General features: G+C 51.6%; 24 protein-coding genes and 2 pseudogenes. 12 read left to right on the top strand and 14 right to left on the bottom strand.

The annotated features are described in order from the left end of the window. Positions 1 to 238: 238 nt before the first annotated feature. From HMPREF1246_RS03725 to rsxC, 12 genes and pseudogenes are all read right to left on the bottom strand, one after another. Positions 239 to 877 (bottom strand): uracil-DNA glycosylase family protein, encoded by a 639-nt coding sequence (locus HMPREF1246_RS03725; protein ID WP_021736734.1) that lies wholly within the window; start codon positions 875 to 877, stop codon positions 239 to 241. Positions 878 to 890: 13 nt separating this feature from the next. Further along, positions 891 to 1424, bottom strand: coding sequence for a Gx transporter family protein (locus HMPREF1246_RS03720; RefSeq protein WP_226828445.1), 534 nt, complete (start codon positions 1422 to 1424; stop codon positions 891 to 893). Next, positions 1405 to 1782, bottom strand: a complete 378-nt coding sequence (locus HMPREF1246_RS03715) for a NusG domain II-containing protein (protein WP_009015081.1) — start codon at positions 1780 to 1782, stop codon at positions 1405 to 1407. Before HMPREF1246_RS03715 ends, HMPREF1246_RS03720 begins: the two co-directional genes overlap by 20 nt. Positions 1783 to 1793: 11 nt before the next feature. Then, entirely contained in the window at positions 1794 to 1919 is a 126-nt protein-coding gene (locus HMPREF1246_RS10965) for a hypothetical protein (RefSeq protein WP_021736725.1), read from the bottom strand. Between the two features lie 6 nt (positions 1920 to 1925). Then, a pseudogene (locus tag HMPREF1246_RS10960) lies at positions 1926 to 2186 on the bottom strand (FAD:protein FMN transferase); the annotation flags it as partial. 1 nt (position 2187) lies between these two features. After that, positions 2188 to 2700 (bottom strand): annotated as a pseudogene (locus tag HMPREF1246_RS03710) (FAD:protein FMN transferase); the annotation flags it as partial. Positions 2701 to 2835: 135 nt separating this feature from the next. Then, on the bottom strand, positions 2836 to 3741 hold the full coding sequence (locus HMPREF1246_RS03705; protein ID WP_009015079.1) for an RnfABCDGE type electron transport complex subunit B: 906 nt from the start codon (positions 3739 to 3741) through the stop codon (positions 2836 to 2838). Positions 3742 to 3758: 17 nt separating this feature from the next. Continuing rightward, a complete protein-coding gene (locus HMPREF1246_RS03700) occupies positions 3759 to 4337 on the bottom strand; it encodes an electron transport complex protein RnfA (protein ID WP_021736735.1) in 579 nt (192 codons plus the stop codon). Further along, entirely contained in the window at positions 4337 to 4930 is a 594-nt protein-coding gene (gene rsxE / locus HMPREF1246_RS03695) for an electron transport complex subunit RsxE (protein ID WP_014128056.1), read from the bottom strand. The genes HMPREF1246_RS03700 and rsxE overlap by 1 nt, the downstream gene beginning before the upstream one ends. 5 nt (positions 4931 to 4935) lie before the next feature. Next, entirely contained in the window at positions 4936 to 5505 is a 570-nt protein-coding gene (locus HMPREF1246_RS03690) for an RnfABCDGE type electron transport complex subunit G (RefSeq protein ID WP_009015076.1), read from the bottom strand. Continuing rightward, positions 5502 to 6512 carry an RnfABCDGE type electron transport complex subunit D gene (locus HMPREF1246_RS03685; protein ID WP_009015075.1) on the bottom strand — a complete coding sequence of 337 codons (1011 nt, stop codon included), beginning with the start codon at positions 6510 to 6512 and terminating at the stop codon, positions 5502 to 5504. Before HMPREF1246_RS03685 ends, HMPREF1246_RS03690 begins: the two co-directional genes overlap by 4 nt. Positions 6513 to 6538: 26 nt before the next feature. After that, on the bottom strand, positions 6539 to 7906 hold the full coding sequence (gene rsxC, locus HMPREF1246_RS03680) for an electron transport complex subunit RsxC (RefSeq protein ID WP_016459839.1): 1368 nt from the start codon (positions 7904 to 7906) through the stop codon (positions 6539 to 6541). A 283-nt stretch (positions 7907 to 8189) separates the two neighbouring features. On the opposite strand from rsxC, the gene HMPREF1246_RS03675 reads away from it, so the two are divergent. The 7 genes from HMPREF1246_RS03675 (at position 8190) to HMPREF1246_RS03645 (ending at position 16948) form a co-directional block, all read left to right on the top strand. Continuing rightward, on the top strand, positions 8190 to 9098 hold the full coding sequence (locus HMPREF1246_RS03675; RefSeq protein WP_081690364.1) for a radical SAM protein: 909 nt from the start codon (positions 8190 to 8192) through the stop codon (positions 9096 to 9098). 84 nt (positions 9099 to 9182) lie between these two features. Further along, complete coding sequence (locus HMPREF1246_RS03670; protein ID WP_016459837.1) at positions 9183 to 9881, top strand: C40 family peptidase; 699 nt, start codon at positions 9183 to 9185, stop codon at positions 9879 to 9881. Between the two features lie 20 nt (positions 9882 to 9901). Then, positions 9902 to 11782 (top strand): sigma-54-dependent Fis family transcriptional regulator, encoded by a 1881-nt coding sequence (locus tag HMPREF1246_RS03665; protein ID WP_009015071.1) that lies wholly within the window; start codon positions 9902 to 9904, stop codon positions 11780 to 11782. A 145-nt stretch (positions 11783 to 11927) separates the two neighbouring features. Next, positions 11928 to 12566 (top strand): tRNA (guanosine(46)-N7)-methyltransferase TrmB, encoded by a 639-nt coding sequence (gene trmB, locus HMPREF1246_RS03660; RefSeq protein WP_009015070.1) that lies wholly within the window; start codon positions 11928 to 11930, stop codon positions 12564 to 12566. 15 nt (positions 12567 to 12581) lie between these two features. After that, entirely contained in the window at positions 12582 to 13790 is a 1209-nt protein-coding gene (locus HMPREF1246_RS03655) for an FtsW/RodA/SpoVE family cell cycle protein (RefSeq protein ID WP_021736723.1), read from the top strand. Then, the gene (locus HMPREF1246_RS03650) at positions 13787 to 15979 is read left to right on the top strand and encodes a penicillin-binding protein (RefSeq protein ID WP_022227209.1); all 2193 of its coding nucleotides are present in this window, start codon (positions 13787 to 13789) and stop codon (positions 15977 to 15979) included. Before HMPREF1246_RS03655 ends, HMPREF1246_RS03650 begins: the two co-directional genes overlap by 4 nt. A 147-nt stretch (positions 15980 to 16126) precedes the next feature. Then, positions 16127 to 16948, top strand: a complete 822-nt coding sequence (locus HMPREF1246_RS03645; RefSeq protein WP_009015067.1) for a bifunctional 5,10-methylenetetrahydrofolate dehydrogenase/5,10-methenyltetrahydrofolate cyclohydrolase — start codon at positions 16127 to 16129, stop codon at positions 16946 to 16948. Here the strand turns inward: HMPREF1246_RS03645 and HMPREF1246_RS03640 are convergent, their stop codons facing one another. After that, positions 16949 to 17344 (bottom strand): thioesterase family protein, encoded by a 396-nt coding sequence (locus HMPREF1246_RS03640; protein WP_009015066.1) that lies wholly within the window; start codon positions 17342 to 17344, stop codon positions 16949 to 16951. 152 nt (positions 17345 to 17496) lie between these two features. On the opposite strand from HMPREF1246_RS03640, the gene HMPREF1246_RS03635 reads away from it, so the two are divergent. The 3 genes from HMPREF1246_RS03635 (at position 17497) to HMPREF1246_RS03625 (ending at position 20328) form a co-directional block, all read left to right on the top strand. Beyond that, positions 17497 to 18996, top strand: coding sequence for a class I adenylate-forming enzyme family protein (locus tag HMPREF1246_RS03635; RefSeq protein ID WP_021736739.1), 1500 nt, complete (start codon positions 17497 to 17499; stop codon positions 18994 to 18996). Continuing rightward, positions 18996 to 19808, top strand: a complete 813-nt coding sequence (locus HMPREF1246_RS03630; RefSeq protein ID WP_021736721.1) for a hypothetical protein — start codon at positions 18996 to 18998, stop codon at positions 19806 to 19808. Before HMPREF1246_RS03635 ends, HMPREF1246_RS03630 begins: the two co-directional genes overlap by 1 nt. 121 nt (positions 19809 to 19929) lie before the next feature. Further along, positions 19930 to 20328 carry a DUF190 domain-containing protein gene (locus tag HMPREF1246_RS03625; protein WP_021736736.1) on the top strand — a complete coding sequence of 133 codons (399 nt, stop codon included), beginning with the start codon at positions 19930 to 19932 and terminating at the stop codon, positions 20326 to 20328. A 199-nt stretch (positions 20329 to 20527) separates the two neighbouring features. Here HMPREF1246_RS03625 and HMPREF1246_RS03620 read toward each other — a convergent pair whose 3' ends face one another. Continuing rightward, a complete protein-coding gene (locus HMPREF1246_RS03620) occupies positions 20528 to 20761 on the bottom strand; it encodes a LysM peptidoglycan-binding domain-containing protein (protein WP_021736726.1) in 234 nt (77 codons plus the stop codon). A gap of 439 nt (positions 20762 to 21200) precedes the next feature. Between HMPREF1246_RS03620 and HMPREF1246_RS03615 the strand changes: the two genes are divergently transcribed. Then, complete coding sequence (locus HMPREF1246_RS03615) at positions 21201 to 22526, top strand: hypothetical protein (protein WP_016459833.1); 1326 nt, start codon at positions 21201 to 21203, stop codon at positions 22524 to 22526. A gap of 203 nt (positions 22527 to 22729) precedes the next feature. Beyond that, positions 22730 to 24169 carry a carbon starvation protein A gene (locus HMPREF1246_RS03610; protein ID WP_009015060.1) on the top strand — a complete coding sequence of 480 codons (1440 nt, stop codon included), beginning with the start codon at positions 22730 to 22732 and terminating at the stop codon, positions 24167 to 24169. Positions 24170 to 24219: the final 50 nt, after the last annotated feature.

Genomic DNA, 24219 nt, shown 5'->3' with positions numbered 1-24219 from the left:
AAATTATTCCTCCTTGGTAAGTCTGCCTGACTTGGTATCATTCTTTCTGGATGGCTTAGCCTGATGCTTTCTATTCGTGTCAGTTCTATCTTAACACACTTCAATGAACTGTCAAATTAATGGGAAAAATATGGGGCTTGTTTTCTTTTTTTACAAAAAAGGTCTTGACGTAGGGACAAAAGTGAAAATAAAAAGAGAAGGACAGGAAATCAATGATGACTTCCCATCCTTCTCGGACTTATTCCCGCTTGCGGAAGCGGGCAAAGAGATTGACCGGATGGTCGGAACAAAAGGGATAATCGGGAACGGATTCAAGGACTTTGGCTTTTGCCGCTTCAAGGTCATGGAAGACTTGCCACTTGGCGTCAATCTGGGCTTTTCCCGATAGGCGCAGGAGATAGGAGGGATGGAAGGTGGCAATGGCGTCAAAGCCTTGGTTTGTCCGGAACCATTGGCCTCGTTCCTTGGTGATGCGGGCCTCGGGACCTTTGAAGTATTTGAGGGCTACGCCGCCCAAGGCAATGATGACTTTGGGCGCAATAAGGCGCAGCTCCTCGTCAAGGATGCGATGGGCGCAGAAAGCGGCTTCTTCCGGCGTTGGTGTCCGGTTGTTCCTAGGCCGGCACTTAATGACGTTTGTTGTAAGGACATGGTCCCGTGTGATTTTGACGGACCAGAGCGCCTTATCCAGGAGCTGTCCGCTGGGGCCGATAAGGGGACAGCCATAGTCATCCTCGACGCCGCCTGGTCCTTCGCCGACAATGACGAGGGGACTGTGGGGATCCCCAAACCAGCCAACCGGAGCAATACAGTCACCGCGCAGGGGACAGGCTGTACAATCTTCCATTTTTCTTTGGAGTATGTCCAGTTCTTCCATCCAAAAGACCTCCTTATTTACGCAGGCATTCGTTGGCTGGGACCCGTTTCAGGAAAATGCCCGCAACAAGTCCCGTAAAGATACCTGTGGGAATTCCAATGCCGATGAGAAAGGGCAGGTAGCTCACAAGGGCTGTGCTCTGCATGAGCACCATGGCCGCAAGGATTTGACCGCAGTTATGGGTGAAGGCACCGAGGACGCCAACGCCGACGCTGGAAAACCAATCCTTCTGGACGGCAAGGGCCATGAAAAGAAAACTCAGGACAGCACCGGCAAGTCCAATGCTGAAGCCTGGGGAAAAAAGGCCGGTAAAAAGGAGGCCTGTCAAAAGGATCCTCGCTGCAAGAAAAAGGGCCGTCCGTTTCGTTCCGTAGAGGTAGAGGACGATGATGGTCACGGCATTGGCAAGGCCCAAATGGGCTCCCGGCAAAGGCAGCAGGTAGGCTACGGTTGATTCGGCAAATCGCAGGGCAATGGCGGCTGCCAAAAGGATCCCAAGCTGGGTCAGGTCGTGGGCGCTGAACCCCTTAGCGGAGGATGGCATCATGTTCACGCTCCTTTGCAGCACTTTGGAGGGTCAGAAGCACCTTTTCCGGGACGCAGGCAATGGTCTCTCCCGGTTTCTGGATCCGGCCTTCCTTAATGCAGATTTTATCGGGGCAGGGTGATGATTCGACCCAAGCTCCATCCTTATTATAGACGATGACCATCTGTCCGTCATCCACATCAATGGTCAGTTTCGTATCAGCCGTAACTTTTCCCAGATCCACGCGCTTGATGACGGCCCGATCCTTTTGGATGACCAGTTCTTTATGGGTTCCCTTCTGGGTCATATTGATGAAGAGGAAGCTGAGTACGGCTGCAAGAGCCATGACGGCAATGAGCCGTCCATCATTTTTGCGCATGAAAACCTCCTTTATTGACCTTGGACGAAAAGGTCCTTGAGTCCGCTGGAAATGTGGAGCGTTCCATCCAGGTCCTGATAGACCATTTCAAGGGACGGATTGTTTTCAACAAGGGCCATGGCGTCCTTAGGTGTCATGACAAAGAGCAGGGTGGAATAAAAATCTGCCCAAAAGGCCGATTGAGTAACGACTGTAACGGAATGGGCATTGCGGCTGGGCCAGCCCGTCTGCGGATTGAGGATGTGATGGTAGCGGACGCCGCTTACTTCGTAATAGCGCTGATAGTCGCCGCTTGTTGCAATGGCTGTACCGGGAGGAACCGAAAGGGTTCCCCAGGACCTTTTCCGGATCCTTCGGGTCCTGGATGCCGATGCGCCAAGGTTTGTGATCAGGCTTTTCCCCAAGGACCTTGATGTTGCCGCCGGCGTTGATGAGGGCGGTTTGGAAGCCGCCTTCCTTCTGGAGGACCTTGGCTGCTTCTTCCACGGCGTAGCCCTTTGCCACAGCTCCCAGGTCGATCTGGGTCCCCGGCATGAGGGTAAGGGTGCCCGTTGTTTCGTCGATCCTGACGCGGGAACCTTTGGTGAGGGTGAGAGCGTCAGCAATTTCAGCTCTGGAGGGCACGGTCTTTTTCTCTCGATTGTCGTTCCAGATCTTGATGACGGGTCCTAAGGTGAGGGAAAGTTCCTGATGGGGATGGCTAGCTGCGCTTTTTAGGATGGCAAGGAGGTGGGGGGCCGCTTTTTGGGGCCCCGTCCCTGCCTTTTCATTGATGGCATAAAGGTCCTTAGGACCATGGGGTGCGTAGGAATCCGTTTCATCAGCAATCTCTTGGAAGGCGGCAAAGGCCTTGTCGGTTGTACTTTTGAGGGTGTCCTCACTTTTCCCCGTTGTTTCAATGGTGACGATGGTATCCATCATGAAGCGTGTATCTTCATGATGGATGGTGCTGTTTTGGTCTTGAAAAAAGCAGCCTTGAAGAAACAGGCTGCTTAAAAGAATCATCCATATTTTTCTCATCATAGATCCATTCTTTTTGAAATGGCGCCTAGCTTACTGCTGGGCTTCTTGGTTGAGGTTTTCTGCCGTCTGGCAGGCAACACAGCCCACCGGATCCGGTCTTTTTGCAGAAGGCTGGGGAGCTTCAAGCGGTGTGATCTTGACTAGGCACTTGCGCGGGCATTTTTGTACGCACAGTCCGCAGCCAACGCATTTATCGTAATCGATGACAGGGATGCTGCCATTGACACCGTCTTCCATGGTGATGGCTTGTTTCGGGCAGTTCTTTGCGCACAGTCCGCAGCTGATGCAGGAAACGCCGCAGTCAGTCATAGCGGCTTTGCCTTTTTCACGGTTGTTGCACTGGACCAGAACCTTGTTCGAAGCCTTCATCATTTCAATGAGGAACTGCGGGCACGTGGAGGCACAGGCACCGCAGCCAACGCATTTATCATAGTCGAACTGGGGCAGGCCATTTTCTCCCATGGCCAGGGCGCCGAAGCTGCAGGCATCAACGCAGGCGCCACAGCCAAAGCAGCCAAAGTTGCACTGGCCAGGGCCGCCAGCGGTAGCCGCGGCGAGGAAGCAGTTCTTGACGCCTTCCCGTTTGTATTTGGCCGGGCGGTTTTCTTTGCACCCATTGCAGTGGAGACGGGGAATCATGCGGACGGCATTTTCGTCGTCGTCAGCTGCAAGGCCCATCACCGCTTTGATGGCCTTTTTGTTTTCGGCAGCACAGGCTGCACATTTCATGGCGCCTTCTTCTTGGCCGGCGACGATGGCATCTGCCATGGCAGCACAGCCAGCATAGCCGCAGCCGCCGCAGTTGGCGCCCGGCAGGAGGGCCAGGATTTCATCCTTGCGGGGATCTTCTTCAACGGCCAGTTTCTTGCCGGCGATGGCAAGGATGGCACCGAAGACGCCGCCTAGGATGGCAATGATAATAACAGCAGTTTCCATATCTTTCAGCTCCTAACTCAATGAATACCGCTCATTCCCATCATGGCGATGGACATGCAGGCGGCCGTAATCAAGGCAATCGGCAGGTTTCTCAAGCAGCTGGGGATCATATCCTCAATGAGCTTTTCGCGGATGCAGGAGAAGAGCAGGATGGCCATGGTGTAACCCAGGGACGTGCCGATGGAGTTGGCAACAGACTGCAGGAAGTTATAGTTGGATTCAACGTTGATAAGGGCGATACCCAGGATGGCACAGTTCGTGGTGATCAGGGGCAGGTAGATCCCCATGGCCTTATGAAGGGCGGGCATCGTCTTTTTCATGAACATTTCAACGAGCTGGACCAAGGTCGCGATGGACAGGATGAAGACAAGGGTCTTCAAGTAGGTCAGATCGAAGGGGACCAGGATGAGGTGGTACAGGGCATAGGAAAGCATGGTAGCAAGAAGCATAACAAAGGTTACGGCTGCCCCCATGCCAAGGGAGTTATTGAAGTTCTTGGAAACGCCCAAGAAGGAGCACATGCCCAGGAACCGGGATAAGATGATGTTGCTGACGAAGATGGAACTGAATAAGATTCCAAAGATACTGTCTCCCATTAACGAGCATCTCCTTTCTGACGGAAGTAGTTAACCATAGCAAAGACGAAGCCCATGGTCAGGAAGGCACCTGCCGGCAGGATGAAGATGAGGACCGGGGTGTAGGCACTGCCAAGCACGACATGACCAAAGAGTTTGCCGGAACCGATGAGTTCACGGAAGAGGGCAATGAGGCTCAGGGCGAAAGTAAAGCCAATGCCCATACCAATGGCATCAAGGGCGGAGGAAACAACGCCGTGTTTGCAGGCAAAAGCTTCTGCACGGCCCAAAACGATGCAGTTAACTACAATCAGGGGAACGAAGACACCCAGAGATTCATACAGGGCCGGAACAAAGGCGTTCATCAGCATTTCCAGGATGGTTACGAGGGATGCGATGACGACGATGTAAGCCGGGATATGGACCTGATCGGGAATGAGTTTCCGGATCAGGGAAATGATGATGTTGGAGAAGAACAGGACGAAGGTAAAAGCACAGCCCATACCGACCGCATTCTCCAAAGATCCGCTTGTTGCCAGGGAGGGACAAACACCCAGGAGCTGGACAAACAGCGGGTTTTCTTTAATGATACCTTTTGTCAAATCTGACAGCATGCCGATCAGCCCTTTCCGTTAGCAAAATTCTTCATGTAGTGGTCGCGTGCCGCGTTAACGCCTGTAACGACCGCTCTCGAAGTGATGGTGGCAGCCGTGATGGCACGGATGTCATTGTCCTTCGTGGGATCTTGTTTGGTGACAACAAGGTCATTTTTCAGGGATTTTCCTTTGAACTGAGCCTGCCATTCCGGTTCGGTGCTGCGGGCACCCAGACCCGGGGTTTCCGAATGGCTCAGGACCTTGATGCCCGTAATGGTCCCTTTCTCGGCGTCGATGCCGACCATGAGTTTGATCTTGCCGCCGTACCCGCTGGGATCGACAGTGTAGATATAACCGTTGGCTTTGCCGCCTTTACTGGATTTTTGGATATCGCTGATGAGGTCTCCCGGGGCCTTTTCCTTCTGGAGGTCGCCCAGGTCAGGGAGGACCTGCTTGTAAGCTGCTTTTGTATCAGCTTCATGCTTTTTGGCAATGATTTCCTTGGTCCCTTCATGAGCGCCGGCAACGAGGGCAACACTGGCAGCGCAGGTGATGAGAAGGGTGGATGTCAGTTTTACGAAGAAATTACTCATTTTTTGAGACCTCCTCCGAAGGATACGTTCCGGACGAACCGGTCAATCATCGGGGTGACCATGTTCATCATCAGGATGGAATAGCAGACGCCTTCGGTGTAGCTGCCACGCAGACGGATCAGGGAGGTCAGGACACCCAGGCCAATGGCATAGATGATCTTGCCTTTTTTGGTAATCGGGCTCGTGACCCAGTCAGTTGCCATGAAGAAGGCACCAATCATGAGACCGCCGGCAAACAGATGATACAGGGGGAAGGTGCTGGGATAGCCCATAACGGCACCGTACACACCTGTCAGGATGGCCACGGTGACGAGATAGAAGACAGGGATACGCCAATCAATGAGTTTCTTGTAGATGAGGTAAAGACCGCCAAGTACGAGGGCCGGTACACAGGTTTCACCGAGGGAGCCGCCGACATTGCCCCAGAAAAGGTTCATGAGGTCAGGAAGCTTGGCCGCACTGGCGGCACCGCCGGCCTGCCAGATCTTTTCCGTAGCCCGCATGACAGCAAGCGGGGTGGCTGTGCTGACTGCGTCGGAAGCAGCTGCTGTAGCCGGAAGAACCCAGTTTGTCATCTGCTGCGGGAAGGACGCCAGTAGGATGGCACGGCCGATGTGGGCCGGGTTGAAGATGTTGCAGCCCAGACCGCCGAAGACAGCCTTGCCGACAACAATGGCGAACATGCTGCCCATGGCCGCAAACAGGGGCGGCATGGAGGCTGGCAGGCACATCGCAAGGAGCAGGCCCGTCAGGGCTGCACTGCCGTCCTGTACGGTGTTAGGCTTGTGCATGACTTTATTGCAGATGGTTTCAAAGACAATGGCAGAAACAACACAAGTCACCATGACAATGGCGGCGCTCATGCGGAAGTAATAAACAGAAGCGATGATAGCCGGTACAAGGGCCAACATGACTTCTCTCATGGACTTGCCAATGGTCAGCCCGCAGTGCATATGCGGGGAGGAGGTGACAAGAACCAATGGCGTAGGCTCTTTAATAGGTTCCATAATCAATATCCAGTCCTTTCGCGTAATTATTTATCCAGTTTATAGAACGGGTTGTGACCGCCATGGCCTTTTCCCCTGATGAACTGTTTGCCCATGCGGATGTACTGGACCAGAGGAATGTGGGCAGGGCAGACAAAGGCGCAGGATCCACATTCGACGCAGGCATGGCAGGAGAACCGTTCTGCTTCTTCCCAGTTCTGGCGTTTGACGGCTTGAACGATTTCCGTCGGTTCCAGCTTCATGGGGCAGGCGTCGACGCAGCGAGCGCAATGGACGCAGGGGCTGGGTTCGACATATTGAGCAAAAGGAGATTCGGAATTGAAGATAAGGACTGCACCGGACCATTTAGCAATGGGGTAATCGAGGCTCGGCGTGGAAAAGCCCATCATCATCCCGCCGGAAATGAACTTGCCCGGAGTGCCTTTGAGTCCGCCGGCAGCCAGTTCCACGGCATCGCTGTAGAGTGTGCCCAGGCGGCAGATGTAGTTGCCCGGTTTATTGACGCCGTCACCGCTGATGGTCGTGACGCGTTCATATAGAGGAATGTTCTTTTTCACCATACGGTAGCAGGCAACCGCAGTCCCGACATTATCGACGATGACGCCGACATCGGCAGGCAGTCCACGGTCAGGAACCGTACGACCGGTGGCCGCGTAAATCAGGTGTTTTTCGGAACCTTCCGGATACTTTTCTGCACAGACGCAGACTTCGATATTCGGTTCGGAAGCGACTTTTTCCTTAACAAGGGCGATGGCATCGGGTTTGTTGTCTTCGATGCCGATGATGCCTTTCTGGGCACCGGAGGCCATCATGAAATATTTCAGGCCTTGGATCATTTCATCAGCCCATTCGAGCATGATGCGATGGTCACCCGTAATGAAAGGCTCGCATTCGATGCCGTTTAACAGGATCGTGTCAATAGGACGGGCCCCTTCCTTCGGAGGCGCGTACTTGACCGCTGTCGGGAACGTTGCCCCGCCAAGACCGGCAGAACCGCCTTCCCGCAAGGCCGTGCGGATGACATCCGGCGTGATTTCCTCGTCGCTGCGTTCCTTGATGGTTTCGCAGGGCGTATCGAGTTTGTCGTTCTTGATGACGACGCACTGGGAAATTGTCCCTTGGGGCATGTAACGATTTTCAATGCGCAGGACCGTGCCGCTGACGCTGGCATGGATGTTGGTACTGACGAAACCGCCTGCCTCACCGATGACCTGACCTAGGGTTACCTTATCTCCTGCCTTGACGACCGGCTTGGCCGGTGCGCCGATATGCTGGGAGAGAGGAATGTAGACCATGTCAGGTGCGGGACATCTTTCGATGGCCACTTTGTCAGTCAAGGACTTGCTGGGAGGTACATGGACACCACCCATAAAAGTTGCTTCTTGTGTAGACATGTAGTTCACCTCTAACCTTTCATGTTCAACTTCAAAACAAAATTATATATGGTTAAGAAGTAAATTACAAGTAGAAGGAGGAAGTCTCCTGTGGATAAGATATCCCTTATAATGGAAAATTTTTCTCAAAAAGTTTACAAAACGTAATGTAAAAAAGTGTAAAATAGTTTATAATAATGAACACGATACAGGTGGACTTGTACAGCTGTAAGAATTGCGATAATGCTTTGAATATACTGACTATATTTATTGGAAGAGTTTTTGTGTGAGAAAGGAAATCTTCATGTTTGGACTGTACTTTGATGATTATGAGACGCCGGTTTTCCGGCCCCCCAGTGAAGCAAACAGTTTCATCCTTCGTGTCACTCGGGGATGTGCCCACAATCGCTGCACGTTTTGTGCCATGTATAAGGACGTTCCCTTCTCAGTCTATACGGACGAGGCTGTGGACCGGCAGATTGCCATGGCCGCCCACTATGCCGGCGATGAAGTACGGCGCATCTTCCTTGCTGACGGAGATGCCTTTGTCCTTCCGACGGAAAAGCTCCTTGCTCTTTTGGCCCGCCTGTACGGGACCTTTCCCAATCTCCAGCGCGTCACAAGCTACGCGGGGCCAAAGGATATCCTCCGCAAGAGCGATGAGGAGCTGCTGCGTCTCCGAGAAGCTGGACTCAAGATGCTTTATTTTGGCCTTGAAACAGGGGACTCGCAGCTCCTGCAGCAGATTCAAAAGGGGGTAACCGCCGAAGAATCCATCGCGGCCGGGCAGAAAGTCGTACGAAGCGGCATGAAGCTGTCCATGATGGTCATTGCTGGTCTCGGCGGCGCGGCGGGGTCTGCACGTCATGCCCTTAAGACCGCATATGCAGTATCCCAGATTCAGCCTGACATGCTGAGTGTCCTGACGCTGCGTCTATATAAAGGAACGCAGATGTTAAGGGAGTTTGAAGAAGGCAAATTTGAGCTGCTTTCGCCTTGTGGCTTGGCCGAAGAAGTGAGGACCTTCCTCAGCCATATTGAGCTGCCGCCGAATCGGCACTGTCTTTTTAGGAGCAATCATATTTCCAATTATGTTCCCCTCAAGGGCACGCTGCCCAAGGACCGGGACCGCTTGCTTCAGGAACTGGATGTTTCCATTGGAAAGCTTTCGAAATTGACGGATTGGGAAGTTTATACTAATATGGAGTATTAAGGAGATTTCAAGAGGCAGTTGGCCTTTTTACCATCGGGGAGAGCTCCCCCTTTCAGCTAGCTTTTAGGAAAGAGGCGTCTATAAATGAAAATGCGAAGACTGTTAACGGCATTTCTCGTTGCTATGATTGCCCTGCCGGTGTCGCTGGGCTTTGCGGCAAAGAAGAATGCCCCCCTCAAAGTCGGGGATAAGGGATGGAAGGTCAAGACCGTCCAAACCAAGCTGAACACCCTTGGCCTTAAGACACCGCTGACGGGAAAATATTCCCGGGACCTGGAAAAGCAGGTGCGGATCTTCCAAAAGACCCATAAGTTGCCCGTTACAGGGAAGGTGGATGATAAGACCTATTTCCGCATCAATGAAGCTGCTTTTGAAAAAGAGGGAATCCATGGCGTCAAGGGCAAAGATGTGGTAAGGACCGCTTCCAAATATAAGGGAGTCCCTTACAGTTTTGGCGGGACAACGCCGCGTGCCTTTGACTGTTCGGGGTTTGTCCAGTACGTCTTCAAGAAACATAAGGCTGACTTGCCGAGAACGGCAGACCTTCAGTATGAAAAAGGTCTTTTCGTGACCATGCGGCAGCTAAAGCCCGGCGACCTGGTGTTCTTTACGACCTATGAACCGGGGGCTTCCCACGTAGGAATCTATGCGGGCAATGGGCTTTTCTGGAGTGCGACTTCGTCGAAAGGGGTCCGTCTGTGCAGCCTTTCCGAGCCGTATTGGCGGTCCCGTTATTACGGTGCCAAACGGGTCCTTGTTTCTGGGGATCGGTCTTATCGTTAACAAGTTGAGGGAGGAAGTTCATGATTAGGGAACGACGCAATAAGGAAAAATTGACGAGTTATTATAATAAGTTCATTGAAGAGGGCATCATCGATCCCAATGTCCATCCGTGGGTCGCTGAGTCGTGGCGTCGCTGCGATGCCCGTAAACAGAACCATGAGACCATGCCGGCTAATGGGGTGCGCCTTTCGGCCAATGAATTGGCCCGGCAGTTGGAGCTGCATAAAGATGTCCTGACTTATGTGGATGGACTTTTTGAACAGAATAAGCAGTATTTTAACTCCCATAACCTGTCCATGATCATCGTTGATGAAAAGGGGTATGTCCTCAAAAACTATGCCCTGCCGTTCTTCCAGCGGAGCATTGATGATATTCAGGGCATGCGTGTGCTCGAAGAGGACTGTGGTACGTCGAGCCTTTCTGTGGCCCGCAGCCACAATGTTCCCTTCCTGATGTTCGGACCGGAAATGTGGGTCCGCGAATGCCATTCCGGTGATGCCTGCTCCGCCCCCATCAGTGTGGATGGACAGAATCGATACTTTTTGTCCATGTTCAGCCTGGACCAGAATGACCTGCCTTATGACATCCTGCTCAGCTTGCTCATGACCATGAAGTATTCCGTCGAAAATTACCTCAAGATGATTGAATACTGGAAGGTCTGCAACATCATCTCCGAAGACATCCCTGCAGCTATTTTCTGGGTCAACCGGGATGGCTCCCTGCGCTACGCCAATGACCGGGCCCGTCTGCGCATGGATGAGGGGGCCCGTATGGAAGATGTCTTCCTGAACTATGAACATATTCCTGTACAAAAAGGGTTTGATGGCAAGAAGACGATCCGTAAGGAAATCACGTGGATTACCCAGGACCGTACCTATGAAGATGTGACGAGCGTCCTGCCCGTCTATAACAGCGGCCGTGTCGACAGTGTCGTCGTCATCACCATGTCCATCGAGGATTTGAAGACCACCATTGCCCACGCCACGGGATACAGTTCCCGCTACAGCCTTTACAGTATGGTCGGTAATTCCAGCGAGTTCCAGGCCCTGCAGCATAAGGCCGCCCGCGTCGCCCGCGGGGATAATAACATCCTGCTCCAAGGCGAACCGGGTACGGGCAAGCAGCGTCTTGCCCACGGTATCCATCAGGCAAGTCCACGGGCTGCGGCTCCGCTCATTACGGTGCGCGGTCACGAAGGACCGGAAGAGGAACTGGAAGAAGAATTTTTTGGCAAGACCGATGGTACGGGCCATCTGGCAGCCGGCAGTTTGGAACTGGCCAATGGGGGAACGCTTTTCCTTGATGAAGTGGAAAAATTCCCGACGAAGCTGGGCGATGTCTTGGCTGATGCTTTGAAAAACGGTGTTCTCAACAAGGAGACAGGCGTTCGCCGGAAATTCAATGTCCGCATCATTGCGGCCTGTGACTCCAACTTGAAACGTCTGACCGATAAAGGCCTCTTTTCCAAGAGCCTCTATGAACTGGTCATTGGCACCGTCGTCCGGGTACCGCCCCTGCGGGAGCGGGTGGAAGATGTGGAAGTCATTGCCAACCATATCCTTACGGAAATGGCGGCCCGTCACAGCATGCCGACAAAGACGCTTTCCCACGAGGCCATGGAACTCCTCAACAGCTGCCACTGGCCCGGCAATATCAAGCAGCTCCAGGGAGTCATTGAACAGGCCTTCTTCCATACGGCAGGCAGTGTCATCGACGCCAGCCATATCAAGCTGCCTGGGGAACACCGCATTGAAAAATCCTGGAAGCATGATAAGGATGCCTTTGTTGCAAGCTGGAAACAGGCCGGTGGCAACATCAGCAAACTGGCCATTATGCTCGGAGTCAGCCGCGTGACACTTTACCGCTACTTGAAAAAATACGACCTAGGTCCCAAAAAATAAATCAAGGACATTATAGGGACGCATCTGTCCCGGGAAAGGTGCGCTTTGCCATCGACAAAACGCATCTTTTCGTGCTTTTTGTGAATGCCTCGTAAAAGGCTACAAAAAGCCAGGAGCAGATCACCCTAAGGAGGAGCCCAGACCCATGCGTTTACGAAAAAAGCCCTGGATATCCCAGGCCTTGGAAGACTATAAAGGAAAAGAACTGCTCGAGGACGGTCTCGAGGCATACAAGGGAAAATGGCGCGCCCTTCTGGGCGATAAACCCCTTTACCTTGAAATTGGCTGTGGCAAGGGGCAGTTTATCAGCCAAATGGCCCAGCTTCATCCCGAAAATGCCTACCTTGGCATTGAAACCCAGCGGGATGTCTGTTACTATGCTGTGAAAAAACTGCGGGATCAGGAAATTGATAATGCCCGTATTCTGCGGGCTGATGCGGCCCATCTGCTTGACTGGTTCGAAAAAGGGGAAGTGGAAGGGCTCTACCTCAACTTCAGCGATCCCTGGCCCAAGGCTCGTCATGCAAAACGACGCCTTACTTACCGCAGTTTCCTTGCTCTTTATAAGACAATCCTAAAACCCGCGGGGCATCTGCGGTTCAAGACCGATAACGATGCGCTTTTTGAGTTTTCCTTGGAAGAATTCAAGGAATTTGGCCTTCCCCTTCTCACCGTAAGCAGGGACCTCCACCACACGGAGATCCTCAACGAAGCACAGACAGAGTACGAACAGCGCTTCAGTGCCTTGGGAAAGAATATCAATTTCTGCGAAGTTGTTTTTTAGTGGGAAAGGAATCGGATGATGAAGGAGAAATGCATCTTCAAAAATCCTAAAATCGCGATGGTGATCCTCGTCATGGCTCTGATGATTGCCGGCGCCCTCAATGTCTATAGTGCCAGTTTTGCTATGATGGGCTATGGAAAAGGGTATTTCAGCGGCTATATCGCAAGATATCTTCTTTTTGGAGTCATCGGCCTGATTTTAATGGGATGGTTGGGCTGGAAAATGGACTATCATCAACTCCTGGGACGGAGGGCGGAAATGGCGATTGCTTTTATCAATATCGTTTTGCTCGTTGCCGTCGATCTGGCCGGTCATACGGCTAAAGGCGCCCAACGCTGGCTGTCCCTTGGCCCTGTCAGTTTCCAGCCTTCGGAATTGGCAAAGCTTGCCATCATCCTTTTAGGTGCCGCTTACCTCGGGAAGGTCATGGAACAGGGGAAGAAACCCTCTCTTGTGAATCATTTTTCCTTTGCTGTGGTGATCATCGGCCTCCTTGTTTTCAAGCAGCCTGATATGGGAACCAGTGCTATTTTGATTGCCATTGCCTTTTTTCTCTATATTCTTGCCGGACTGCCGACCCTCATGGTCATCGGGACAATCCTTATCGGTGCGGTGGGGGCCGTAGTCGGTGTTGTCATTGCTCCCTACCGGCTGAATCGCATTTATGTATGGCTTGACCCCTTCCGAGATCCCCAAGGTCTCGGCTACCAAATGGTCCAGTCCAAGGTGGCCATTGGCAGTGGTGGATTTGGCGGTCTTGGGCCTGGCCAGGGGCTGGGAAAATATTTTTATCTTCCTGAAGCCCACACGGACTTTGCTTTTTCCGTATTCTGTCAGGAACACGGTTTTTTGGGCGCGTTCGTCCTCATTGTCCTTTTTCTCATGCTTGGATATGTAATCTATACGGTCGCACGCCGGACGCGCGACCATCAAGGGTTTCTCCTTGTCATGGGCGCCAATTTCCTTATCGTTGGACAGGCCTTTGCCAATATGGCTATGGTCTGCGGAATCCTGCCCGTCATTGGGGTGCCGCTATCTTTTATTAGTTATGGGGGAACGAGTCTTGTCACGACACTCCTTGCTATGGGGCTTGTTTTCTCTGTCTATCATGACGAAGTGCGTCGGGAAGAAAAGGAAGCCCCGCCGACCCTGCCCCTCCGCCATTCACAGCGGCCTCCCTTTGTGGGAACGCCGCGCTATCAGAAAGACAGGTGGAAAAAATGAAGCTTTCATTTTTCAATTTTTTCCGCAGAAAGAAACAAAAAAAGGCGACTGAGGGTCCTTCCTTTCCTCAGTGGAACCGTCCATCGGGACGAAGGAACCGGCAGTCCCTGGATAATGACCACGCTTTTTCAGCGTCTGCCGCGCATGAACACAGTCGCCGGATCCTAACCTTGGAAAGGGATCGCGGTGCTTTGAAGCGCGGCCAGCGGCGCAGCCGCGTCTTGTGCCTTGCTATGGTCTTATTTGTCGGTGCCATTATCCTGCAGCTTGTGAACCTGCAGTTCGTCCAAAAGGATTTTCTTGCCCACTGGGCCTTGAATCAAATCAGTGGGGAAAACCTTGAAATTGTCCCCCGTGGGAGCATTGTAGACCGTAATGGGGAAGAACTGGCCGTAAGTGTTGTTTCCCGGTCACTTGCCGTCAATCCTCAGGAACTGGTTGATGATCCTGACCGTTGGCCAAAGGGCCAGATGCCGGTTCGCGATGTGCGTCAAGTCGCTGCCAACCGCCTTTCCCCTATCCTGCAGATGCCTGCTTCAAAGCTCATGGAGCTTTTTACCGATAAGCAGCATATGTTCTTTTGGGTGAAACGGACCTTGGATCCCCATGTTGCTAAGGAAGTCTCTGAGGTGTTGGACGAAGAAAAGATCCCTGGATTCCATTTTATTGAGGAAAGTAAACGGTATTATCCCAAAGATAACCTTGCAGCGCAAGTCATTGGATTTGTTGGAATCGATGATAAAGGACTTGAGGGCGTGGAAGCTTCCATGGATACTTACCTGCGCGGCGTCAAGGAAAAGCAGACCAATTACACGGATGCCAAGGGCAACCTCATTGGACCCTCCGGTTTGAATGAGGTCCAGATCCAGCGGAAGAATACTGTACAGCTGACCATTGATGCGCGCATGCAGTTCATCTTGGAGCGCGGACTTGACGACGCCATCAAAAAGACAAAGGCGGCAAGCGCCGCGGCAATCCTTATGGATCCCAATACGGGAGAAATCCTGGGGATGGCAAGCCGGCCGACCTTTGATCCCAATCACTTTGCCGACGCCTCCAGCGAGGCCTATATGAACCGCGGTGTAGGAATCATTTATGAGCCTGGATCTGTCTTTAAACCCATTATGGGTTCGGCCGGTCTTATGGAAAAGATCATTACGCCGGATACACCCTTCCATGATGAAGGATCCATCGACGTTGGCGGCCGGCGCATCCGTAACTGGGACGGCCGTGGATTGGGCAATATCAAGTTCGAGGATATCATCAAGTTCTCCGTCAATACGGGCATGGCTTCTCTAGGACTCAAGCTCGGCGGAGAAAAGGAAACCGAGTATGCCAAGCGCTTTGGCTTTGGCGAGGCTACGGGAACGGATGTACCGGGCGAAGAAGTGGGAATCCTTTATAATCCGAAGGACATGGTCCCCTCTGACGTTGCCACCATGGGAATCGGTCAGGGGATTGCCGTCACACCGCTTCAGATGCTGCGGGCCATCTGCGCCATTGCAAACGGGGGGAACCTCGTCCGCCCTTATGTCGTAAAGAAAGTGACCGGACCTGATGGTAAGGTCATCAAGGAAAATAAGACCCAAGTAGACCGGCAGGTCATTACGCCGGAAGTTGCTTCCCAGATGCGGGCCATGATGGAGAAGGTTGTTTCTGAAGGGGGCGGCAAATCGGCCCAGATCAAAGGCTACAAGATTGCAGGCAAGACGGGAACCGCAGAAAAGCTTTCTCCTAAAGGCGGGTATATCCCCGGTGTCTATATTGCTTCTTTTGTAGGCTTTGTGCCTAGTGATAATCCTCGCTATGCCATGATCATCATGATTGACTCTCCAAAGGGTGCCTATTATGGGGCACAGGTCTCAGCGCCGATTTTCCGCGACACGCTGCAGCAGATCCTTGTGGCTCAAGGCGTCCAGCCGAGCAATAAGGCTGATCTTAAGACCATGGATTCCCTTGCGGAAAAGGATGGAGGAAAGGAAGGAACCCTGCCTAGTCTTGCTCCCAGTGGGGAAAAGACAGTTCGCCTGCCCAACCTCGCCGGCTGGTCCCTGCGGGAGACGATGGAGATCCTTCAAAAGGGCGGGCTTCAGCTCCTGCCCATTGGCAGCGGAATCAGCTTCAAGCAATCCCCGCCGCCAGGGACGACCCTCAATGAAGGGGATGCTGTAACGGTTTGGTTCCGGTAAAGCGTTGTCACAGTGGTGCTCCTTGTAGTAGAATAAAATTAAGTGGATTCTTATCAGACTGCAGCAGTCTTCTTGGAGGAAACTGTTGCAGTCTTTTTTATAGGGAGAGGTCTTCTCTCCTTGTTCCTGAAGAAAGGATGAATCAACGTGAAACGACAGCTTGTCCTTGAAGGTAAGCCCGTGGCTGACGCAATTCGCGAGAAATTGGTCTCCCAATTTTCCGAATGCGAAGCGACCTTGGCCACTTTTATCATAGGAAACAATGCACCAGCCCATGTCTATAAGCGGAGTCTTTTGAAATGCGCCGAAAGCCTGGGCGTCAGGACGCGGGATGTGGAATTGCCCGAGAGCGTGACTCAACAGGAGGCTGAGGCCTCCCTTCGTGCTCTCAGCGATGACCCGGCTGTGACGGGGATCCTGCCCCTTATGCCGGTACCGCCCCAAATCAAGCAGATGACGCTCATGAGCTGCCTTGATCCCAAAAAGGACATGGACTGCCTCCATCCCTTGAACAGTGGGGAATTCTATCTGGGCATCAGTCCTTGGGGTCCCTGCACGCCGCGGGCTTGTATTGCCCTGCTTGACTATTATCATATTCCCCTTGTAGGCAAACGGGTCGTCATGGTGGGGTACGGTGATGTGGTCGGCCGTCCGCTCACGCTCATGCTCGTCGATCGCCATGCGACAGTCACTGTATGCCGTTCCAAAACAAAAAATCTGCCTAACATTCTCAGTCAGGCAGATGTGATTTTGAGTGCTGTCGGCAAGCCAAACTTCATCACTGAAGATATGGTTCGCGAAAACTGCGTCCTTGTCGATATTGGGCTTTCTTCCCTTGATGGGAAAATGGTGGGCGATATTTCTGAAGGGGCAAAGCTCAAGAAGGCTGCTGCCTATACGCCCGTTCCTGGTGGGGTCGGGGTCCTCAGCAATCTTATGGTTATGGAGACCTTGACGCGGAACCTTTGATCAGCGGTCGTATCTTGTTTTGAGCTTATTCATGAATTTTTCCTTTTTGACCAGGAAACGTTCATGGGATCCTTGCCCAATGATTCCGTGTTCATCGGAAGCCGTGAGCTTAAAGGAAAGCTTGCGCCCGTCAATACCGACGAGAACAGCTTTAGCGGTTACCTGGCGGCCAACAGCGGTTGCCGCGTCATGGGAGATGTTGAGGCTGATGCCGACACTTGTCGTATCCTCATCGAGGAGGGGTTCTACCAAGTTGCAGGCAGCCTGTTCCATGAGGGCAACCAGGGCCGGTGTAGCAAAGACATCGAGACTGCCGCTCTTCATGGCTTTTGCTGTGTTTGTGTGCATGACCATGACCGTTGCTTCAGCAGCGGAACCAATCCGAAATTCTGTCATAACAATTCACTTCTTTCTGCAATGTTTTTAAAATCCATTCGTTATCATTGTATTCATTTTTAGGTGTTTAGGCAAGGGAGGGGAGCATTCCATCCTGTTTCCGCAAGGCGTGGAGATAGGGGCCTGCCTTTATGCTATAAGGAGGGAGAACCATGTTGTTCCACGATATTTTTGCCCATCATCCTAAGGAGCGGGAAGCCATCATCGACCAGGACCGCAGCGTTACCTATGGTGAGTTTCAGGATCTGGTGGAGCGCTGGGCCGCTTATTTCGAAGCCCTAGGTGTAAAAAAGGGAGACCGTGTCGGTCTTGTCAGCAAGAACTGTTTGGAATTCATTGTCACCTATTTTGCTGTCATCAAGGCTGGCGGCGTCATTGTTCCCATCAATTTTCAGCTCGTGCCGCGGGAGATTGCCTATATCGTCAAGGATACAGCGATGAAGCTTCTTGTCGTAAAGGAGGTGCTGCCTCTTGCAGAACCGCTGCAGGAGCTTTCTGCTCCGTCTCTGATGCAGATTACCTTTGATGAGCTCCATCATGCGCCAGAGCAGGAATTTGTGCCCGTGTCCCTTACGGAAACCGATCCATCGACCATCATCTACACATCGGGAACAACGGGCAAACCCAAAGGGGCCATGCTCAGTCACGGGAACCTTTACGCCAATGCCCGTGATTTTATGGAATCGATTCCATTGACGGCAGAAGATACGGCCTTGTGCGTCCTTCCCATGTATCACTGTTTTGCCTGGACCGTGTGCGTGGCCGGTCCCCTGCTCTGCGGCGGACGGATCGTTATCCAGGCGGTCTATCAGTTCAAGGCCGCCATGCGGCTTGTAAAGCAGTACGGTGTAACGATGTTTACCGGCGTGCCAGCCGTATATCGTCTCCTTCATGAGAGCCGCGATCTTGATTCTGTCGATTCTGTCCGTTATTTCATCAGCGGCGGGGCGCCTCTGGGCCTCGACCTTGCCCGCGGTTTTGCCCTTAAGTTCGGCCGTCCTGTCCTCGAGGGATATGGCCTTTCTGAAGCCTCGCCTGTTGTCTCCGTCAACCTGCCCCATAAGGTAAAGGTCGGTTCCATTGGTCCGACCATTGCCCACGTCAAGGCAAAGATCATCAATGCCCATGGGGAGGAAGTCCCTCATTTCGAACGGGGAGAACTTCTTGTCAAGGGCCCCAATGTCATGCTTGGCTATCTCAACCTACCGGATGCGACGGCTAAGGCCATTGAAAAAGATGGCTGGCTTCATACCGGTGACGTAGGGTACATGGATGAAGATGGATTTATTTTCCTTGTCGATCGCGTCAAGGACATGATCATTTCAAGCGGTGAAAATGTGTACCCGCGGGAAATTGAAGAAGTTGTAAGTGCCTATCCTGGCGTGGCGGAGTGTTCCGTCATTGGTATTCCTGATGCCCTGCGGGGCCAGGCCATCTGTCTTTATGTGGTTCCTCGGGAAGGGGAGACCATCGATAAGAAGGCCCTGCGCCAGTATCTGATTGGTCGCATTGCCCCTTATAAGGTGCCGCGGGAGTATTTTCTTGTCGAATCCCTTCCCAAAACAGCGTTAGGCAAGGTGCGCAAGAATGTCCTGCGCGATGAGACCGTGGCCATCCTATCGAAAAACAAGTTTGCCGGGAGGGCCCTGTGATGAAACGGTTCCTTATCCTTATGGCGCTTGCCGCGTCCCTTCTCCTATCAGGATGCGCCCGTGGAGAGATTACGGTAGAACTTTCCCGCTTAGGAGCGGCGGACCTTACGGCCAAGCTTGTCACGCTCCCCATCCTGCAGCCAACGGCAGAGACTTTTGAAGAGGACTTCAAAAAAGATGGTTATACGGTCCAAAAAGTCGATGAAGGTGAATATAAGGGCTTTGTCGCCCATCGTCATTACAACCAGCTTTCGGACATCAAAGAATCCAAGCTGCTGCGGACCTATGACTTTGAAACTTGGTCCCATGCGGCCCAGTATGCCGTGAAAAATAACGGGGCTGCTGGATCGGGGTCCGAAGATAAGGCCCTGCGTCCCGCCCTTCCAGCAGAACGGCATGCGCCTGTTGTGACCTATCATGGAGGGCTTCTTTTTGATACGGTGAGCGTTCATAAGACCGTCCAGCTCAGCCCCCGTGAGGCGATGAAAGATCCCCGTACGGCGGGGATCCTGCGCAGCATCATGGGTCAGTTTGACCTGCGCTTCATCCTGAAGCTGCCGACCCGCGTCGACAGTGCCAATGCAACGAGCGTCAGTGAGGATGGCCGGGTCCTTATGTGGCGTCTGCCCTTGGGAGAGGATTCCGATCTTGATGCCTCCGTGACCTATCTCAATCCCATGAAAGCGGCAGGCTGGATTGTCCTGATTGGGATCTTAGGCGGCTTAGGCTCTGTTTATCTCCGGAAACGACGCCGGGAAAAGGCCCTTGAAGCGTTAGAAAAGAAACAAAACGATAAGAACAAGTTGTCCTGAAAGATCCGCTATCTGCCGTTTCTTTTGCATGACCGTCCAAATTCTGTTACAATAGAATTGATAAATAAAGGCAGTTGTGGGTTATTTGTATGGGTATTTCATAGGAGCTGGAGGGACAAATATGGCAACTGAATTTCTGGAATTAAAAAAACTGACAATTTTTGTAGGAGAGGACTTTTTCTGTGGAGATCGTCCATTCTACAAAGTCATGATGGAAAAGGCAGCTAAACTCAAACTTGCTGGCTGCACGGTGTTCCGCGGCCTCCAAGGCTACGGAAGCCGTGTCCGCGGAAGGGAACGGCGGCTTCTCATCAGTGTTTCGGAGGCTATCAATCTTCCTGTAATCATTACCATCATTGATACGGAAGAACAGATTAAGCGCGTCTTGCCATTCCTTGAAAAGAACCTGACTCATGGTGTGGCAACCCTTGATGACGTCAAGATGCTAGCGACAGACCTTGTCAAGGAATGTTTTGAAAAACCTGTGGAAGAGCGCTGCGATCCAAGCCTTCAGGAATAAACCAGTCATCATCGGATGGCGTTACGTGTTCTTATATATGTGTATCGCTGGGGGTCTCTTTGTCTTTTTGTATCAAGGAAAGTCTGCTGCAGAAAGATGAAGGCCCCATCATGGATGAGGCGGTTCCAGAATTCATTTAGCTGGAAAGAACGTAAAAAGGCGGCCAAAAAAGGATCTTCTCCTTTCTTGGCCGCCTTTTTTATTGGTTTGAAGCCAGTTTCTGGTCTTTATCCCCCCGGACAGGGATGATCAATTTCTGACCTGGCTGAAGGGCTGCTTTGCGGTCCAGCTTGTTGGCATCAATGATCCGTTCAATGACGTTTCGCACATCTTCGCCGTCTTCTGTATGGCGGCTTGCGATGGACCAAAGGCTGTCACCCGTGTAGACGGTGACCTGCTGTTTATGAAGAAAGGCAGACGGAGCGGCGTTCATCTGCAGGATTCCAAAGGGAAAAAAACCAAATCAAAAGCACGAATAATGATCCAATCATCTGTTTCATCATCATGATTCCACCTCACGTTCATACATCATAAAACTGAACTACTGTTTATTTGTTTGTATGATATCATGATAAATTTCGTTTTTCAATAGCTAAATCAAAAATATGTTCGTTAAAAATAAAAAGATAGGAAGCGTGTTCATCTTTTTGGACTGCATGGATTTTTTGCCAAATTGGTCTTGACAAAAGAATAGGCAGCAGATCCAGTCGTGTCTGGATAGTGGGAATGCTTGCCTGCCTGTCTTGAAGAGGTCCCTATTTGTCACATTTTTTCCTTACTGATATGGTATAATGATAAAAAGACCATTTTTTGCCTTTGGAAGTTCATTTTTAGCTGCAGTTCCTTGGCAAAGCAGTCAGGAGGGATTTTTAATGATGGAAGATAAGAACCAGATGGCTCACCAAGACCCTGTCGATCAGGAAGATCTGGTGGAAACCGATGTCCGCCCCTTGGAAGAAAGGGAAAAGGAGGCCGTCAAGGGAGAACTTATTGAAACCGAGCAGCCCGTGGATTATGAAAAGGAAGCAGAATATATCTGCCGCTGGGGTGCTGCAAGGGCCAGCGTCATTGTCATGACCCCTTTCTTGGGCTCCCTTGCCCTTATGGCCAATGAAGTCTATATGATTACGAGATTAAGCGATCTGTATGGTGTGGAACTTGAAACGGGTGCCATTGCCGGTCTCATTGGCTCTTTGGGTGCTTCTTTTGTGGGACAGACCCTCTTTACCCTCATTCCATTCCCACCGCTTCAGGTACCCATGGCTGTTGCTATCACCTATGGTGTAGGGAAGGCGGCTGATGCCTGGCTGAAGGCGGGCCAGCCCAAGGATATGGACCGAATCAAGGAAATCTTTGAAGCCGCTCGCAAGGAAGGGATAGCGCGTTTTAAGGAATTTAAGGAAGATCCGACAAGGAACCTTCCCTTAGGAGATGAAACAAAGGATATGATGAAGGAAAAAGCAGGTCCGCTTTTTGATAAAATCAAGAATGCTGCCGATACGGCCACGGATAAGGTTACGGCTGCAGTGGAAGATATCCGGTCCAGCAAGGAAGGACCGAAAGGCAAGCTTGCCTCCGCAATGGATGCGGCAAGTGATGTAGCAGAGCAGGCCCGTCTCGCCCTTCAGCCTTATAAGGAAATGGCCCTGCGCTGGATTGAGGCCCAGACCTGGGATGAACTGCGGTCTGGGACCCTTGTTGTTCCTTATGAAGATCTCGAAAAAGGGATCCGCGAAGCCATGAAGGACAGTGAGTTTAGGTTCGGCGGCTGCCACTATGCCAAGGATGGACTCTTGGAACTTGTCGTGGAACATGGAAAATATGGCACCATCACCATCGATGCAGGAATTGAAGCGTTTGCCCTTACGAGCAGTGCTTCTTATGGGCGCTTCCGCATCCATGATTTTGCGGTCAGTGAGAACAAGATTGGTGAGCTTGTCGTAAAGCTTCTTGGCTCGCGCCTCATCATGAGTCTTGTCAATGCGGTCTTCAATATGAAGACCATCAGCAAGGATGACATTGTCTGCACTTACAGTGACAATACGCTGACGGTTGACTTTACAGATGTCATCAAAAAGAGCAAAGCAGCTCAGTTTGTAATCAAGGACCGTAATCTATTCGACATTGTTACCCTTACTGGCCTTGTCCCGGAAGAATCAGGCCTCAAGGTATGCAGCAAGTGGACATTGATTAAATAATGACGAAAAAAGATAAAACCGCGGAAAATGTTGTTTTCCGCGGTTTTATTTATTTCTTTTTATAGAAAACTATTCCTAATTAAGTACATTCTCAAGGACAGTTTTTTTCAGAAAGTTTTAAAATATTGTAGCATTTGTGTGACAAAGGGACTATAATAAGAGGTAAGAAACGCGAAGTAAATTCGCAGAAGGGGGTTTATGTAATGATTAGCTTTTTTGTGTGTCTTGCAATCTTAATTCTCGGCTACTTCATTTACGGCGGCTATGTCGAGAGTTGTTTCCGTCCTCCTATCGATGACAGAAAGACTCCGGCATACAGACTGGAAGATGGTGTCGACTATGTTCCGATGGGAACGGGCCGTGTCTTCTTGATCCAGCTGCTGAACATCGCTGGACTGGGCCCGATCTTCGGTGCTTTGGCCGGTGCTATGTGGGGGCCTGCTGTGTTCCTTTGGATTACCTTTGGTACGGTTTTTGCAGGCGGTGTCCACGACTTTATTTCTGGGTTGCTGTCTGAAAGAAATGATGGTGCCTCCATTTCCGAAATCGTAGGGAAGTACCTCGGCGATACCATGAGACATATCATGCGTGGATTCTCCGTTATCCTCCTGATCCTCGTCGGTGTTGCTTTCACGACGGGCCCTGCTGGCCTTCTGACCAAGATCACGACCCAGAGCTTCAACTTCTGGCTGGTTGTCCTGTTGATCTACTACTTCATTGCAACCTTCCTGCCGATTGATAAGGTCATCGGTAAGCTCTATCCGTTCTTTGGTTTCTGCTTGATCTTTATGGCTGTTGGTGTTGGGACCATGCTCTTTGCGAAGGGATATACCATTCCTGAAATCAGCTTCACTAACATGCATCCGAAAGGAACCCCGATTTGGCCGATCATGTTCATCACCGTTGCTTGCGGTGCTATCTCTGGCTTCCATTCCACCCAGTCTCCGCTGATGGCTCGCTGCATCAAGAGTGAACGTGAATGCCATAAGATTTTCTATGGTGCCATGGTTTGCGAAGGCATCATTGCCCTGATTTGGGCTGCTGCTGGTACGACCTTCTATGATGGTACGCAGGGCCTTGCCAAGGCTTTTGTTACCTATAAGGGCGCTGGCGGTGTTGTTTATGATATCTGCTCCGGCCTGATGGGTACGGTTGGCACAATCATTGCCATGATCGGTGTAATTGCTTGCCCTGTATCCTCTGCCGATACGGCTTTCCGTTCTGCCCGCTACACCATTTGCGACTGGTTCAAGATTGACCAGCACACGGTAGCAAGCCGTCTGAAACTTTCCATTCCTATCATTGCTGTCGGTGGGATCCTGACCCAGGTTGACGTGACCATCCTTTGGAGATACTTCTCCTGGACGAACCAAACCTTGGCTGTCTTCGTTCTCTGGGCTGGTGCCATGTACCTCCTGGCTAACAAGGGCAACTATGTGATTGCTTTGGTTCCAGGTACATTCATGAGCGCTGTATCCTGCACGTACATCCTCATGGCTAAGGAAGGCCTTGGCCTTTCGACCAGCATTGCTTATCCTGCTGGTATTGCTGTGGCTGTCATTGCAAACATCCTCTTCTGGAAGCGCGCAAAGAAAGTTGAACGCGGTGAAATCGACCTGGCTGATAAACCGGTTGAAGGCTGATTGAAATCGTAGGATCACTTGGAAGGCATTGCCTTCCAAGTGATTTTTTT

The organism is Acidaminococcus sp. BV3L6, assembly GCF_000468835.1.
GTDB classification, from domain to species: Bacteria; Bacillota; Negativicutes; order Acidaminococcales; family Acidaminococcaceae; genus Acidaminococcus; species Acidaminococcus intestini.
The sequence above is the reverse complement of the archived record's forward strand: the minus strand, read 5'-3'. Positions and strand labels throughout refer to the sequence as shown.

What these genes read in the sequence shown, in the direction of transcription:
- HMPREF1246_RS03725 (WP_021736734.1), bottom strand. Translation starts at nt 877, where the DNA reads ATGGAAGAACTGGACATACTCCAAAGAAAAATGGAAGATTGTACAGCC.
- HMPREF1246_RS03720 (WP_226828445.1), bottom strand. Translation starts at nt 1,424, where the DNA reads ATGATGCCATCCTCCGCTAAGGGGTTCAGCGCCCACGACCTGACCCAG.
- HMPREF1246_RS03715 (WP_009015081.1), bottom strand. Translation starts at nt 1,782, where the DNA reads ATGCGCAAAAATGATGGACGGCTCATTGCCGTCATGGCTCTTGCAGCC.
- HMPREF1246_RS10965 (WP_021736725.1), bottom strand. Translation starts at nt 1,919, where the DNA reads ATGACACCTAAGGACGCCATGGCCCTTGTTGAAAACAATCCGTCCCTT.
- HMPREF1246_RS03705 (WP_009015079.1), bottom strand. Translation starts at nt 3,741, where the DNA reads ATGGAAACTGCTGTTATTATCATTGCCATCCTAGGCGGCGTCTTCGGT.
- HMPREF1246_RS03700 (WP_021736735.1), bottom strand. Translation starts at nt 4,337, where the DNA reads ATGGGAGACAGTATCTTTGGAATCTTATTCAGTTCCATCTTCGTCAGC.
- rsxE (WP_014128056.1), bottom strand. Translation starts at nt 4,930, where the DNA reads ATGCTGTCAGATTTGACAAAAGGTATCATTAAAGAAAACCCGCTGTTT.
- HMPREF1246_RS03690 (WP_009015076.1), bottom strand. Translation starts at nt 5,505, where the DNA reads ATGAGTAATTTCTTCGTAAAACTGACATCCACCCTTCTCATCACCTGC.
- HMPREF1246_RS03685 (WP_009015075.1), bottom strand. Translation starts at nt 6,512, where the DNA reads ATGGAACCTATTAAAGAGCCTACGCCATTGGTTCTTGTCACCTCCTCC.
- rsxC (WP_016459839.1), bottom strand. Translation starts at nt 7,906, where the DNA reads ATGTCTACACAAGAAGCAACTTTTATGGGTGGTGTCCATGTACCTCCC.
- HMPREF1246_RS03675 (WP_081690364.1), top strand. Translation starts at nt 8,190, where the DNA reads ATGTTTGGACTGTACTTTGATGATTATGAGACGCCGGTTTTCCGGCCC.
- HMPREF1246_RS03670 (WP_016459837.1), top strand. Translation starts at nt 9,183, where the DNA reads ATGAAAATGCGAAGACTGTTAACGGCATTTCTCGTTGCTATGATTGCC.
- HMPREF1246_RS03665 (WP_009015071.1), top strand. Translation starts at nt 9,902, where the DNA reads ATGATTAGGGAACGACGCAATAAGGAAAAATTGACGAGTTATTATAAT.
- trmB (WP_009015070.1), top strand. Translation starts at nt 11,928, where the DNA reads ATGCGTTTACGAAAAAAGCCCTGGATATCCCAGGCCTTGGAAGACTAT.
- HMPREF1246_RS03655 (WP_021736723.1), top strand. Translation starts at nt 12,582, where the DNA reads ATGATGAAGGAGAAATGCATCTTCAAAAATCCTAAAATCGCGATGGTG.
- HMPREF1246_RS03650 (WP_022227209.1), top strand. Translation starts at nt 13,787, where the DNA reads ATGAAGCTTTCATTTTTCAATTTTTTCCGCAGAAAGAAACAAAAAAAG.
- HMPREF1246_RS03640 (WP_009015066.1), bottom strand. Translation starts at nt 17,344, where the DNA reads ATGACAGAATTTCGGATTGGTTCCGCTGCTGAAGCAACGGTCATGGTC.
- HMPREF1246_RS03635 (WP_021736739.1), top strand. Translation starts at nt 17,497, where the DNA reads ATGTTGTTCCACGATATTTTTGCCCATCATCCTAAGGAGCGGGAAGCC.
- HMPREF1246_RS03630 (WP_021736721.1), top strand. Translation starts at nt 18,996, where the DNA reads ATGAAACGGTTCCTTATCCTTATGGCGCTTGCCGCGTCCCTTCTCCTA.
- HMPREF1246_RS03625 (WP_021736736.1), top strand. Translation starts at nt 19,930, where the DNA reads ATGGCAACTGAATTTCTGGAATTAAAAAAACTGACAATTTTTGTAGGA.
- HMPREF1246_RS03620 (WP_021736726.1), bottom strand. Translation starts at nt 20,761, where the DNA reads ATGAACGCCGCTCCGTCTGCCTTTCTTCATAAACAGCAGGTCACCGTC.
- HMPREF1246_RS03615 (WP_016459833.1), top strand. Translation starts at nt 21,201, where the DNA reads ATGATGGAAGATAAGAACCAGATGGCTCACCAAGACCCTGTCGATCAG.
- HMPREF1246_RS03610 (WP_009015060.1), top strand. Translation starts at nt 22,730, where the DNA reads ATGATTAGCTTTTTTGTGTGTCTTGCAATCTTAATTCTCGGCTACTTC.